Annotated in this window: 12 protein-coding genes; 3 read left to right on the top strand and 9 right to left on the bottom strand. The window is 67.3% G+C overall.

The window, feature by feature from the left end; translation table 11 throughout:
- Positions 1-89 precede the first annotated feature (89 nt).
- Positions 90-494, bottom strand: coding sequence for a bactofilin family protein (locus HHL11_RS11895; protein WP_169418582.1), 405 nt, complete (start codon positions 492-494; stop codon positions 90-92).
- A 160-nt stretch (positions 495-654) separates the two neighbouring features.
- A complete protein-coding gene (locus HHL11_RS11890; protein WP_169418581.1) occupies positions 655-1,617 on the bottom strand; it encodes an AraC family transcriptional regulator in 963 nt (320 codons plus the stop codon).
- A gap of 57 nt (positions 1,618-1,674) precedes the next feature.
- On the opposite strand from HHL11_RS11890, the gene HHL11_RS11885 reads away from it, so the two are divergent.
- Complete coding sequence (locus HHL11_RS11885) at positions 1,675-2,898, top strand: multidrug effflux MFS transporter (protein WP_169418580.1); 1,224 nt, start codon at positions 1,675-1,677, stop codon at positions 2,896-2,898.
- Here HHL11_RS11885 and HHL11_RS11880 read toward each other — a convergent pair.
- A complete protein-coding gene (locus tag HHL11_RS11880; RefSeq protein ID WP_169418579.1) occupies positions 2,856-4,238 on the bottom strand; it encodes a rhodanese-like domain-containing protein in 1,383 nt (460 codons plus the stop codon). The genes HHL11_RS11885 and HHL11_RS11880 overlap by 43 nt on opposite strands.
- A 201-nt stretch (positions 4,239-4,439) precedes the next feature.
- On the opposite strand from HHL11_RS11880, the gene HHL11_RS11875 reads away from it, so the two are divergent.
- Complete coding sequence (locus tag HHL11_RS11875; RefSeq protein ID WP_169418578.1) at positions 4,440-4,865, top strand: DoxX family protein; 426 nt, start codon at positions 4,440-4,442, stop codon at positions 4,863-4,865.
- 51 nt (positions 4,866-4,916) lie between these two features.
- Here the strand turns inward: HHL11_RS11875 and HHL11_RS11870 are convergent, their stop codons facing one another.
- The 4 genes from HHL11_RS11870 to HHL11_RS11855 form a co-directional block, all read right to left on the bottom strand.
- Complete coding sequence (locus HHL11_RS11870) at positions 4,917-5,918, bottom strand: hypothetical protein (protein ID WP_169418577.1); 1,002 nt, start codon at positions 5,916-5,918, stop codon at positions 4,917-4,919.
- A gap of 12 nt (positions 5,919-5,930) precedes the next feature.
- Entirely contained in the window at positions 5,931-7,418 is a 1,488-nt protein-coding gene (locus HHL11_RS11865; RefSeq protein ID WP_169418576.1) for a GIY-YIG nuclease family protein, read from the bottom strand.
- Between the two features lie 35 nt (positions 7,419-7,453).
- Entirely contained in the window at positions 7,454-8,653 is a 1,200-nt protein-coding gene (locus tag HHL11_RS11860; protein ID WP_169418575.1) for a hypothetical protein, read from the bottom strand.
- A gap of 136 nt (positions 8,654-8,789) precedes the next feature.
- On the bottom strand, positions 8,790-9,872 hold the full coding sequence (locus HHL11_RS11855; RefSeq protein ID WP_169418574.1) for a peptidyl-alpha-hydroxyglycine alpha-amidating lyase family protein: 1,083 nt from the start codon (positions 9,870-9,872) through the stop codon (positions 8,790-8,792).
- A gap of 213 nt (positions 9,873-10,085) precedes the next feature.
- Here HHL11_RS11855 and HHL11_RS11850 point away from each other — a divergent pair, with 213 nt between their 5' ends.
- Entirely contained in the window at positions 10,086-11,657 is a 1,572-nt protein-coding gene (locus tag HHL11_RS11850; RefSeq protein WP_205964258.1) for a B12-binding domain-containing radical SAM protein, read from the top strand.
- Between the two features lie 13 nt (positions 11,658-11,670).
- On the opposite strand, the gene HHL11_RS11845 is transcribed toward HHL11_RS11850, so the two are convergent.
- The gene (locus HHL11_RS11845; protein ID WP_169418573.1) at positions 11,671-12,423 is read right to left on the bottom strand and encodes a hypothetical protein; all 753 of its coding nucleotides are present in this window, start codon (positions 12,421-12,423) and stop codon (positions 11,671-11,673) included.
- Between the two features lie 77 nt (positions 12,424-12,500).
- On the bottom strand, positions 12,501-12,935 hold the full coding sequence (locus HHL11_RS11840; protein ID WP_169418572.1) for a YybH family protein: 435 nt from the start codon (positions 12,933-12,935) through the stop codon (positions 12,501-12,503).
- Positions 12,936-12,997 lie beyond the last annotated feature (62 nt).

Here is a 12,997-nt window from a genome sequence, read left to right as displayed (position 1 = left end):
GGGACCGAAGAGATTCTAGGGAGACTTCGCCATTTGCAAGTAGGACTACTCCCACTTTGCCCCGTCGAAGCTGACGGTTTCGGTGCCGGTCACCCGTTCGTCGACGCTAGGCGGACCACCGTCTTGTCGTCCCGGGCCGCGGACCCCATGGGCCGCAGCTGGCCGAGGATCGTGGCGCCCTGGTGCATTTCGAGGGCCACGTACTGGACGTCGCCCTCGATCCGGGCCTTGGCCTGCAGCTCCAGCACTTCGCGCGCTTCCACCGGGCCCTTGACCGTGCCGTTGATGATGACGTGGTCCGCCTTGAGGCCGCCCTCCGCCACCGCGCCTTCGGAGATGACCAGCAGGCTGCCGCTGTCGGAAGTCGCGTGGATCGAGCCATGGACTTCACCGTCCACCCGCAGGCCGTCCTCGAACTTGAGGTCGCCGTTGATGTGCGTTCCCTGGGCGATCAGGGTCTTGATGTTGGTGGTGGTGTCCTTCTTGCCGAACATGGAGTGCTCCTCAAAGATTTGGGCTGCCGTGGCCGACCCGATGAAGTGCATGCTGCCGGAACCATCCGCTCCGCGAAGGCGACCAGTCGTGCGTGTCCGTGTCGGACGGCTGCTCGACTGCCTGTCTGGCGCTGGCTTGCTGCAGGGCTTGCTGCCGCGCTCAGGCAGGTGAAGCCTCAGCCTGCACTTCGGCACGGAAGCGCCCCGGGCTCTGGCCCTGCGCCCGGCGAAAAGCGGCGCTGAACGCGGTTTCCGACTGGTAGCCCACCCGCTCGGCGATCGCGGCGAGCGGCTCGCTGCCCTGTGACAGCGAACGCCGCGCCACCGTCATGCGCCAGGCCGTCAGGTACTCCAGCGGCGCGCTTCCCACCAGCTCCTTGAAGCGCACGGCAAAGGCCGTGCGCGACATGCCGGCGACCGCGGCCAGGCCTTCGACGGTCCAGCGCTGTGCCAGGTCGCCATGCAACGCAGACAGCGCCACGCTGATGCGCCGGTCACCCATCGCCCGCAGCCAGCCTTCGGGCTGCGGACCGCTTTCCAGGTGGATGCGCAAAGCCTGCACGAGCACCAGCGTCGCGATGCTCTCCTTGGCGACGAAGGCGCCCGGACGCGCCGCGGCCATCTCCCAGCCAAGCAATTCCAGCAGGCCGGCCAGCGGCCGCGAGGCCGGGTCGCTGGCGCGCAGGTGCACGAGCGGTGGCAGGTGGCGCAGCAGCAGCGCCTTCACGTCGGCATCGATGCTGAAGCCGCTGCTGGCCATGACCACCGCGGGCGCTTCGTGCTCGCCCGGGCCGGCGTAGCGCACCGTGCCGTCGGGACCTCGGTGGTCGCGGAAGGACAACACGCCGTCCTGCATGGTGCCCGCGGGAACGCTGGCGCAACTGAAGGACCGCCCGTTGGACAGCAGGTAGAAGTCACCAGGCTCCAGCGTCGCCGGCTTCAGGCCCTCGACACGCAGCTGCACGCGGCCGGCCAGCGCCGCGCCGAACTTCAGGTCGGAGACATGCGACGGGAAGCGGAAGGCCCAGCGGCCACTGGCCTCGAAGCGGGACGTGGTGCTGGTGCCCAGCTTCAGCATCGCCAGCACGTCCGACAGCGGATCGACGGAATTGAACGAACTCATAGGATTCCTGAAGGGCCGATTATTCATTCATTCGGGTTCGGCCGGCAACATGGCCGCATGTCCTCCACCAAATCCTCGCTCCGGCTCGCCGTCGTGCTGGGCCTGCTCACCGCCATCGGGCCCTCGGGCATCGACATGTACCTGCCGGCATTGCCCGCCATCTCCACCGGCCTGGGCGCCTCGGCGCAGGCCACCCAGGCGAGCCTGATGGCCTTCTACCTCGCGCTCGGCGCCGGCCAGCTGGTGGCCGGCCCGCTGTCGGACCAGTGGGGCCGCCGGCCGCCCGTGCTGGCCGGCCTCGCCCTGTTCATCGCGGCCAGCCTCGGCTGCGCACTGGCGCCCGACATCCACTGGCTCGTCGCGTTCCGCCTGCTGCAGGGGCTGGGCGCCTGCGCCAGCATGGTGACGCCGCGCGCCGTGGTGCGCGACCTGCATGCGGGCGCAGAAGCCGCGCGCCTGCTGTCGCTGCTGATGACGGTCTATACCGTGTCGCCCATCCTCGCGCCGCTCGCGGGCAGCGTGGTGGCCGCGGCGAGCGGCTGGCGCGCGGTGTTCTGGGTGCTCGCAGCGGTCGGCGCGACCGGCGTGGCGCTGGTGGCCTTCGCGCTGCCCGAGTCGCGGCCTCGCCATGCGCGGCAAGCCGCTGGCTTGGGCACGGCGCTACGTGGCTACGGGGCGCTGCTGCGCGACCGTCGCTTCCTCGCGCCCGCCTTGCTGGCCTCGTCCAGCCTCGCAGCCTTCTTCGTCTACGTGGCCAACTCCTCGTTCGTGTTCACCGGGCACTACGGTTTGTCCGGCCGGACCTACGCCCTGCTCTTCGCCTTGAACGCGGTGGGCTTTGTTGCGGGCACGAGCTTCGGCCCGCGGCTCACGGCGCGCATCGGGCCGGCGCGCAGCCTGCGCCTGGCCGTCGCCGTGCAGGCCGGCTCCGTCGCCCTGCTCACGGTGTGCATCGCGCTCGGCGTGGACAGCCTGGCGCTGCTCGTGTTGCTGCTGGCGTTGACCTACGGTCTCAACAGCCTCGTGGTGCCGTCCTGCTTCGTGCTGGCCATGCAGGACCACCCGCAACTGGCAGGCAGCGCGTCGGCCCTGATCGGCACGTTCAACTTCGCGGGCGGCGCGCTGGCGATGGCCATCGCGGCGCCGTTCATGGACGGCAAGCCGCTTTCGATGGTGCTCGCGGTCGCCGCCTGCTGCGCCGTCGCCCTGGCGATCAGCTGGCGGATGGATGCCGGCGCTCAGCGCATGCCAGGCGCGGACGCGTTGCTCGGGCGGCGATAGGTCGTCTGCGGCGGTTCGTACGAAGGAGGGGCGTAGCCGGAGCCGCCGCTGTAGCCGCTGCTCCGGCTCTCGGACCGGTTCGCTCGCTCGAGGATCGCCGTGGCCCGATTCCTCCAGCCATCCATCTCCGCGCCGATCTCTTCGCGCTCGCGCGTGAAGGCAGCCCGCCGGTCGCTGGCGTTGAAGACCAATTCCTTGTTGGCAGGGGTCAGCACGGCGGCCAGCGGCTGCCAGGCCGCGTCCGGGATGCAATTGGGTCTGCCCCAACGCGAGCAGGCGTAGCGACCGACGCCCACGTTGTCCTGGTAGGCCTTGCCGTAATAGAGCCAGTCGACGATGCCATCCGACCTGGGTGCGGAGTTCGCGTTGAAGCAGCCCACGTACTGGTTGAACTCCGCAGCCGCCGCATTGAAGCCATCGGGATCCGAGGGGATCGGGATGTTGAAGGAGCCGCAGGTCTGCTTGAACGTCTTCACCGCATGCGCCGCCTTGACGATGTCCCGCAGGCTGTCGGCGTCCGCCTTGCGCAGGTTCTCCATGAAGAAGGACGAAGGGTCGGCGTCCACCGCCGCCCGGGCCTTGGCGATGGCGCGCGCAACGTCGTCGAAGGCCCGGTTCTCGAATGCCTGCGCGACCGTCTGGACCGACGGATTGCCTGCGTACTTCTCCTTCACCTTGCCCAGGCATTTCGTCGCGCTTTCGGCGAACGGGGGGACCAGCCGCCGCTCGACGCTGGCGGTGTCCTGGTCCGACTCCGCCAGGGCCTTGGCGACGAACTCCGGCGGGAACTCGCGCATGAAGCGGGCGCATGCCTCGATCTCGCTGGCCGGCGTCGCCTCGGGCTTGCGGGCCTCGACGACGCCATCGCCGAAGGCATATCCGGCCTTGCCCCAGCCTTCGTTGCCCTCCCGCATCCAGAAGATGTTCTCGTAGCCTGCCATCACCGCGCGCTTGGACGCGATCTCGGAATACGGGCACGAGGCGTGGTGGCAGTAGATCAGCAGCGGTCGCTTCAGGTCGCCGCCGGTGAGCCTGGCGTACTGCTCCTTGACCATGGCGTTCCCGTCGCCGCGCAGGTGCAGGTTGCCGGCATCAGGCAACGCGTTCGCATTGGGCAGGCGCCGGTCGGCGTCGTCCATGGCCTGGATGATCACCAGCCGGCTCCCGAGCTTGTCGACCAGGCACTTCGCCTCGCGCGGGGAGACGGTCGTCACGCCATTGATCTGCGCCTGCGTGCTGCCGCGGGCGGCGGGGTCGGCGCCGGCATTGCAGGCCTTGGCGACCGCGGCCAGGTTCTGGGCGGACGCAGTCACGGACGCGCCGGCGGCAAGAAGGGTCACGGCAAGGACCAGTGCAATGCGCATTCGGATGGGCCTGGTTGGGAGGTACACCGAATCTAGCGAGCGGAGCCCGACCCATGCACCCCCTGGCTGGGGGGTGTGGCCGAAATAGCGGACGCCGGTGTGGCGCCGCCGCCGCATCGGCAACGCATGTCGATCCGGGCGTGCGCCATTCGTCGTGCAAGCGAAAGGAAACTCTGAATGCACGCCCAAACCCTCCCCACCACGACGCCGTCTTCCGCCGGCTGGTCCAACGTCGCCGTCCTCGTCGGCCGCTTCATCTTCGTGGCCATGTTCGCGATGGCGCTCGCCATGAAGCTCATGGACATCCGCGCCACCGCCGCCTACATCGGCAGCGCCGGCTTCCCCGCGGCGCTCGTGCTGGCCTGGCTGGCCGCCCTGTTCGAGGCTGCGCTGGTCGTGTGCCTGGCCACCGGTGGCTGGTTTCGGCCGGCGGCGCTGGCGGCGGCTGTGTACGTCGTGTTCCTCGGCTTCGCTTTCCATGGGCCGTCGAAGTGGGCGGCGAACCAGATGGAGTTCGGCTTCTTCGTCGACCACTTCACCTTCCTCGCCGGCCTGCTGTATGCGGCGGCGCATGGGCCGGGGAAGCTGGCGAGGCGCGCCTGACGCGGCGTGCAAGCCATCCCTGCTGGAAAACTTCGCGGGCGGCGCGGGGACTCAGGCCTTTCCCAGCGAGCGCAGCAGCGTCGTCAAAGCCAGGCCCAGAGCGACGAGGGCCGGCACTTGGCGCAAAAACAGCATTTTGATCGACCGCGCATGGCGAGCCGAGGCTTCGAGCTCCACGATGCGGCTCTCCAGCCCACCGATCCGCTCTTTCAAGCCCGCGGCCAACGCGGCGTCCTGCGAGTCCTTGCCAAGCCGCCATAGATCGAGTTCAACGAGCCGCTGCGCCAGCGCCGCCGCAGCCGCCTCCGCCAGTGCCATCTGCCGAGCCGAATCCGCGTCGCGCTTGTCCTTGTCAAGCTGCCACTCGGCGACCTTGCCCAGTTGCTGGCCGATGGCATCCACGCGCTGGCGCTCCGTTGCGAAATTCGCCTGCACTTCGTCAAGGCGCCTCACGGATTCGGCGTGCGCGTTCGCGGCTTCGAACAGATCCTGGTCGTGGACCCTGAGCCGGTCATCGTGGCTTTGCACCAGGTGCTGCTGCTGGATCTGGTCCTCGACTTGCTGCTGCAGTTCGCCAAGGAATGCAAGCGCTGCGCCCTTCTGGTTGCTGTCAAGGGTCCGGGTATCCCCCTCGATTCTGGAGATCTTGTCCGTCAGTGCCGCGTTGAAGGCGTGCAACAAGCGGTTCTTCTGCGTCTGCACCTTCAGCATCACGCGCACCACCTGTTGCGTCACGCCGATGCTGTTGCTCAAGGCCAGGACCTGCGTAGTCAACTCCTGGGTGCTCGAGCCGGTGATGCCGGCTTTCATGGCCCCGAACCAGCCACGCTTTTCCAGCTTGTCCTTGAGGTCGCTGACCTCTTTGTTGGTCGCCTCCCCCTTTTTGACGGCAGCGTTGATGTCACGAAGCGCAGCTTCGAGGTCCGCGACAAAGTTGGAGACCTCGCGTTCCTCGGAAGCGACGAGGGCCAGCGGGCCGGCCGGTGCAGGGACGGGAGGGGTCGTTTTCGAATTCAGATACGCAAGCACGGCTTGGATCGCGGGAATGGACACGGCGACGAATACTCAGGAACGTTTGGGAAGAAGAGCGCGAATGTCCAGCGGCTGGATCGCCTGGTGCTGCGACAGGACGGCGGTCTGCCGCCGCATCTGGTCCATGACCTGGATCGTGGACGCCAGGTAGTCGCGCAGGTCGGCCATCATTTCCAGCTCCCGCTCCGCGTTTCGAATGAGCTGCTCGCAGCTTGCGCGTGCGTTCTCGAGCGATTCCAGGAAGCCCTGCTTGAACGCGACGATCGCATCGATGATCCGGGTCACGATACCTTGCAGCGCATGGCTGGACAGCCCGAAGCCGATGGCCGCGACCGCCGATGAAACGTACGGGGCGAAGGGGCCGAGCACCGCCAGGTTGCTCTCCATCACCTGGTCCAGCGCATCCCAGATCACGAGCGAGCCGCTGACGATGACCGTTTCGCTGATCTTGCGTACGAGTTCCTCGCGCGACATGTTGGCCGCGCCGCGATAGAGATTCCACGCGCCGTTGGCAAGGTCGAACAGGTTGCGAGCCATGTTCAGGACCTGGCCGATGGCTTTGGAGAGCGCATTGACCACGAACTCCACTACACCCCGAAGCAGCTGCAGCGGCTTCTCGATGACGCCGCGCAGGACAACGAGAATCTTGTCGAGGAAACGCTGGATGCGGGCAGCCATCTTCGCCTTCCCGCCGCCGAAGACGTCCACGAGCTCGTCCTTCACCGCCTTGATGGCGGCGTTGGCCAGGCGTTCGAGCACGTCATAACCGACGTTCTTGAACGCCTCTCCGGCGGCTCCCTTGGCCAGCGATGCCGTGCTCCCCGAGGCGTCCTTGAGCTTCTTGGCCTCCTGGTTGCTGCGGGTTCCCTGCTCCGTCAGCAGTTCCTCCCGCTTGTTCTTCAGCCGGTCGTCGCCCTCCTCGAACTCGCCGAAGTTCTCGCGGATCAGGTGCGCTTCCAGGGCAGCCGCCGACTCCTTCGACTCCATCTTGATGAACTTGACGGTGCAGCCGTTCTCGAACTGGTCCGCCAGCTTGTAGCGTTCACCCCCCGCGCGCTCGGCCTGCTGGTACTCGTTGAAATGCCCTGCGTGCCAGCGCTTGCGCATGTTCTCGCTGTCGCCGACATAGGTGGGCTTCCCCGTGCTGTCGTCGAAGACGACATAGACGCCGGGAGTGTTCGGCATGCGCTGGTCGAAATCGTCGGGACGTTGGCCGGCGCGGACCTGGAACTCGCCGTCGAACTGGATGGTGCCGATGGACGAAATGCCTGCGCTCAGGCTCTTCTGGATCAACTCCTTCCAGGCCTGGCCGCGGTTGGCAACCTGCACCACGGACTCCGCGGACACCGCTGCGAGCGTCTCCTTCGTTTCGGCGCCAAGATCGATGGTCTTGGCATTGGGCCTCGCGTTTCGCTTGTTGCGATAGCCCGCCACCAGCTTGCGCGTCATGTTGTCGACCGCCTTTTCGATGATCCGGTCCGCCAACGGGGGCAGGGCCTTGAGCGCCTGTGCTTCAGTCATTCGGAACTGCTACTCCTCGTTCTTTCCTGTCAACTTCAAAAGAGCAGGTTCGCCTTCGCCTGCTTCAAACGGAGGCGCGCGTCCGGGTCCTCGACGGCTTCGCAGGCCTTCACGACGCACGAGCGCAAGGCCTTCAGCAGCTTTTCCTCGTCGCTGAGTGTCCGGGCGAACGCGGCATAGTCTTTCGCCCGGTCCTGCGCCCTGCGCACCAGTGGCATGGTGACTCCGCCCTTCTCGGTTCCGCCCACGGTGAAGCAGCTGTAGATGGAAAGGCTGTAGATGCCCTTCTCCGCCCCCGACTCCGCCTTCTCGATGTCCAGGAAAAGGCCGAACTCGTGGTACAGGTCAGCCTGCTTGTTGCCGCCCTTCTTCGTTCCGCGGTCGGCCGCATAGCGTGAATAGAGCGCCCAATGGCCGCCGGTCTTCCTGCTGCCGCCTCCGCGCTGCTCGGCCACGAACTTCACCACGGGGTTGCGCACGACCGCACCCTTCTTTCGCAGCAGATCCGCGTAATGGCCCGAGAGCAATTGCCAGTTCTGCACGATGGTGGCGAACGCCTTGGGCCCGTTCGTGACCCTCTCGCTCGAGGTCACGCGGCCCTGCCCGCCCAGGTGCGGCAAAAAAGAGAATGCAAGGAAGGTATGGAGCGCCTCCATGTCCTGTGCGTCGAGCGGCGTCATCACCAGGCCTTTGCTGTACAGGTATTCGAGAAATGTGCCGGTCAGTTCGGAGCCGCCGGAGGTGCGCGCAAGGGCTCGTGCGAAGCTCCCGATCGAACACTCCAGGAGGGCGCCACCACTGGACGCGATGATTGCGCGCGTCTCCGCTGGCAGCGGGTACTGGGTGAGGACGACCACATGCCTCTGTCCGGCCGGGGCCTCGTTCGCCCACTTGGCGTAGGCCTTCAGCTGCGGATGGTTGTGCGCTGTGTTCGCGCCGTCAGCGGCCTTGATTTCGACCAGCAGGAACGGTGCAGCTTCCCCCTCGGCGAAGACCGCGAGGTCGGCGATGCGTTCCTTGCCCTTCGAATACCGGAACTCCGGTTCGCATCGCGCCGGCTTGCGATCGACATCGGTCGGCAGGCAATCGAGAATGCGCGGCCTGTGAAGCGACAGGGCATGGAGGATGTGGCCGATGTACCTGCCCTGGAAATCCGGCCCCTTCTCGTCTCCCAACGTCCTCGTGAACTTGCCCTGGATCTGCGCAAAGAAGTTGCGGTCGAACTCACGCCCCACTGCCTTTGTTCCTGTTTTTGTATCTATATATTCCGCATCTTCACCGAAGGCGGAACGAGCGGCAAGCCACGGCGGTGAGTTTGCGGCGAAGACGCGACAGGACTTAAGTGCTAGGGCCTCGCACGCCCGGCGCGCATCACGGGTGCAGCACCAGCTTCTGCACCCGCCAGTTCAGCAGCTCCGCGACGTACAGCACGTTCTCCGACGGGCACGCGATTTCGTGGATCCAGCCGAACTGCTTCAGCTGCTTGCCCGCTTCGCCGAGCACGCCCAGCACCTTGCCATCGAGCGACAGCTTGTAGATGCGGCCGGGATAAGCGTCCGACGCATACAGCACCTGGTGCGGCCCCGGCGTGATGCACAGCGCCCACGGCGCGCCCGGCGTCTGCGTGAGGTTCGCGCCATCCGCTTCCATCTTCTCGACGTTCGGCACCGCGCCCAGCATCGGCTGGATGCGCGGGTCGAAGGGCACGTCGATCCTGATCTCGCGCAGGAACTTGCCTTCGCCGTCCATCACCTGGATGCGGCGGTTGCCGCGATCGGCCACGTAGATGTTGCCCTGCGCGTCGGCCGCGATGCTGTGCGGCTGCACGAACTGCCCCGGCCCGTGGCCCGGCTCGCCGAAGGACTTGAGCCAGCGCCCGTCGCTGCCGACTTTCGCCACCCGCGAGTTGATGTAGCCGTCGCTGATGTAGGCATTGCCCGCGGGATCCCAGGTGACGTCGGTGACCTGCCGGAAGCGGCCGATTTCCGGCGGGGCCGGCGGCTTCGGGTGCTTGACGGGTCCCGTCTCTTCGTCGGAGGCTTCCTGCTTGCGCCCGAACACCATCGCGACGCGCCCTTGCGGATCGAACTTGACGACGACGTCCGAGCCCTTGTCGGTGACCCAGATGTTGTCCTCCTTGTCGACCCGCACGGCATGCGCGAACGACCAGCCATAGAGGTTGTGGCCGATCTCGCGCAGGTACTTGCCGCTGGCGTCGAATTCGAGCAGTTGCGCCGCCGCGGCGGCGTAGGCCGGGCCGGTGGTGTTGCCGCGCGAGAAGACGAAGATGTGTCCCTTCGAATTCACTGCGACGCCGGCGACTTCACCCAGGTAGACGTCCTTGGGCAGTTTCAGCGGATTCGGCACCGAATCGAAGCTGATCGCCGGCACGGAGCTTTGCGCGCACGCGGCCGCGGAAACGAAGAACAGCAGCGCGAACAACCAACGGATCATGCTTGCCTCCCTCTGCCCGGTGGGCTGGATGGGCCGGCAGCGCGGGCTGCGATGTCCCGCGCGCCGACCGCGGGATCATAGCCGGATCAAGCCTCGGGGACGAGGTGGGCGGCACATGCCCTGGCATGGGCCCGCACGGAGACATTCTTCCGCGGCGTGGAGGCTTTCTTCACATCCGGCCCAACGGGGCGGCTTGCGCTGCACGATGGGTCCATGAACAACGTCTCGTCGATCCGTGCTCCGCGCAGGCACTTGCGCATCTGCCTGCTCAATCCCACCCACACGGCCATCGGCAGCCGCATCCCCAGCGACCACTTGCCGCCGCTGGGGCTGCTGGCGGTCGGCGGGCCGCTGCTGGATGACGGCTTCGCCGTGCGGCTGGTCGATGCCGACCGCGCGGGGCTGGACGCACGGCAGACGCTCGTCGCCGTCCTGGCGGAGCCGGTGGACGTGGTGATGATGGGCCACTCGGGTTCGTCCTCGGCGCATCGGACCGTGTTGAACCTGGCGCTGCGGCTGAAGCGCCTGCATCCGCGCCTGATCATCGTCTGTGGCGGCGTTCATCCGACCTACCACTGGCAGGAGACGCTGGCGCAGTGCAAGGCCATCGACTTCGTCGTGCGCGGGGAAGGCGAGCGCACCACGCGCGACCTGCTGCGCCTGCTGGACGCGGGCGCCGACTGGCGGCAGCTGCCCGGCATCGCCTGGCGCGAGGCCGATGGTCCGGCGGCCAGCGCCAAGGCGACCATGCTGGAATGCCTGGACGACTGGCGCGTCGGCTGGGAACTGATCGCGCATGAAAACTACTCGTACTGGGGCGGCATGCGGGCCGTGGTGGTGCAGTTCTCGCGCGGGTGCCCCTACCTGTGCAGCTACTGCGGCCAGCGCGGTTTCTGGACGCGCTGGCGGCATCGCGACCCGGCGCGCTTCGCGGCGGAACTGGCGCGGCTGCATCGCGAACATGGCGTGCAGTTGATCAACTTCGCCGACGAACTGCCCACGGGTTCGCGCAAGGCCTGGCGGGCTTTCCTGGAAGCACTGATCGCGCAGAACGTGCCGCTCACGCTGGTCGGGTCGACGCGCGCGGGTGACATCGTCCGCGACGCCGACATCCTGCACCTGTACAAGCGCGCCGGCGTCATCCGCTTCCTGCTTGGCATCGAGAGCTATTCACAAGCCACGCTGGCCGCCATCCGCAAAGGGGCGACGCAAAGCGAGGACCGCGAAGCGATCCGGCTGCTGCGCCAGCACGGCATCCTGTCCATGGCCAGTTGCGTGGTGGGCTTCGACGAGCGCAGCGACGCCGACTTCCTGCGCACGCTGCGGCACCTGCGGGACTACGACCCCGACCAGATCCAGACCCTCTATGCCACGCCGCACCGGTGGACGCCCTTCTACGGCGAGGTGGCGCGGCGGCGCGTGCTGGAGCCGGACACGCGCAAGTGGGACTACAAGCACCAGGTCCTCGAGACGCCCGGCGTGCCGGCGTGGCGCGTGTTCGCCTGGGTGAAGTTCATCGAGGTCGCCGTGCAGCTGCGGCCCAAGGCCTTGTGGCGCACCTTCTTCAACCGCGACCCCGACCAGGCGCATGCCATGCGCTGGTACACGGCCATCGGGCGGAAGGTGTGGTTCCACGAGCTGGCCGAGTTCCTGTTCCGCCGGCGGCACTTCCAGGCCCCGCCCGCGCTGGAAGATCTTGCGGGGAGCTCGATGGCCGATGAGGAGGAGTCGATGGCGGTGGGGCGGGCGCGCGGGCGGGTTGTGCGGCTCGTCGCGCAGCGCTAGCCAGCGGCCACCCTCACGCCCGCGTCATCCCCGACATGTAGAACCGCGCCGCCATCTCGCCATACCGCGGCAACTGCCCCAGCGGCACATCAGGATTCTCTGCAAACAGCGGCTCGATGCCGATTTCGGTGTCCGGCGTGATGCTCACCGTGACCCAGGCGCCGGCAGGGACCTGCGCGGTGACGTCGGCCAGGTCGAAGACCGTGGCCCAATCGGAGCGGCGCTGCACCAGGTTCGCGTGGGTCTGGTCATGCAGCGGGTTGCCGTCGACCGCGACCACCAGGCGCACGGAGTAGGGATTCTGGTTGATGCCCATGCGGATACCGAGCTCGTTGGGCACGCCACCCGTAGCCGCGCGGAAGCGCTGCTCGAAGGTGGTGTGGGCCCCCAACGCCCAGCTCCTGCCGCTGCTCTGGTCCATGGTGGAGCGGAAGGTCACCGGCTGCGGCTGCGGTTGCTCCACCAGCAGCGTGCCGCGCCCCGAACCCACGTCGCTGGACTGGAAGGTGCCGAAGCGCTGGAAGGTGCCGTGCGGGAAACCATACGAGAAGGCGCCGCCCGTTTGCCAGTCGTTGAACTGCAGCATGTCCCCCAGGGGATGCTGCAGGAAGTGGAAGCCGCGGCAGCCCTCGCAGGAGAAGCCGCCCTGGCCGGGCAGCAGGAAGGTGTCCGGCTGGCTGGCCGGGATGAAGGCGTCGGTACTGAAGACGGCCGAGATGTCACGCCCGTCGCGGGTGCGTGCGCTGAAGCGGTAGTTCACAGTCATGGACCTCCTTGGGGTGGCGCGAGACTACTGCTCGGGCCGGGAGGGCGCCTCCACCATCGATGGTAGGAACGACCGGCTCAGCCCTTCGCCATGGGAATGGCCTGCCGCGACGCGAAGCCGACCGGCACCGACGTGTGTTCGTGCACGACGCTCCAGCCCTCCGATTGCCGTCGCAGCACCAGGCTCATGCGGTTCGCCATCGAGCGCAGGGCCTTGCCGTCGGCGGCGACTGCGGTGTAGGTGACCAGGGCCGACACGGCTGCCAGCTCGGCGCCGGCGTGGCCGTGGACTTCCGCGTAGGTGACCTGGACCCGGTCCTCACCCAGGGACTGGAACCAGGCGGTGGCCATGGCGTGCATGGCCGCCCTGCCCTGCATGCGCCAGCGGTCCCAGGCATCGAACACCTGGACGTCGGCATCGTAAAGGGCCGCGAAGCCGGCGACGTCCTTGCGCAGGACGCAGTCGGCGTAGGCGTGCAGGACGTCGGCGATGGGGGTAGGAGCGTCGTTCATCGATCAGTCGGATGGTTGGCGAGGAGGATCCCTCGCATCACGACGAACGAGCGGGCCGCAAA

It is taken from the genome of Ramlibacter agri (genome assembly GCF_012927085.1).
Lineage (GTDB): Bacteria > Pseudomonadota > Gammaproteobacteria > Burkholderiales > Burkholderiaceae_C > Ramlibacter > Ramlibacter agri.
This window is presented reverse-complemented; position numbering and strand designations above follow the sequence as displayed.

Excerpts from the sequence above, each read along its gene's own strand:
- HHL11_RS11895 (WP_169418582.1), bottom strand. The coding sequence starts at position 494 with ATGTTCGGCAAGAAGGACACCACCACCAACATCAAGACCCTGATCGCC.
- HHL11_RS11890 (WP_169418581.1), bottom strand. The coding sequence starts at position 1,617 with ATGAGTTCGTTCAATTCCGTCGATCCGCTGTCGGACGTGCTGGCGATG.
- HHL11_RS11885 (WP_169418580.1), top strand. The coding sequence starts at position 1,675 with ATGTCCTCCACCAAATCCTCGCTCCGGCTCGCCGTCGTGCTGGGCCTG.
- HHL11_RS11875 (WP_169418578.1), top strand. The coding sequence starts at position 4,440 with ATGCACGCCCAAACCCTCCCCACCACGACGCCGTCTTCCGCCGGCTGG.
- HHL11_RS11865 (WP_169418576.1), bottom strand. The coding sequence starts at position 7,418 with ATGACTGAAGCACAGGCGCTCAAGGCCCTGCCCCCGTTGGCGGACCGG.
- HHL11_RS11855 (WP_169418574.1), bottom strand. The coding sequence starts at position 9,872 with ATGATCCGTTGGTTGTTCGCGCTGCTGTTCTTCGTTTCCGCGGCCGCG.
- HHL11_RS11850 (WP_205964258.1), top strand. The coding sequence starts at position 10,086 with ATGAACAACGTCTCGTCGATCCGTGCTCCGCGCAGGCACTTGCGCATC.
- HHL11_RS11845 (WP_169418573.1), bottom strand. The coding sequence starts at position 12,423 with ATGACTGTGAACTACCGCTTCAGCGCACGCACCCGCGACGGGCGTGAC.
- HHL11_RS11840 (WP_169418572.1), bottom strand. The coding sequence starts at position 12,935 with ATGAACGACGCTCCTACCCCCATCGCCGACGTCCTGCACGCCTACGCC.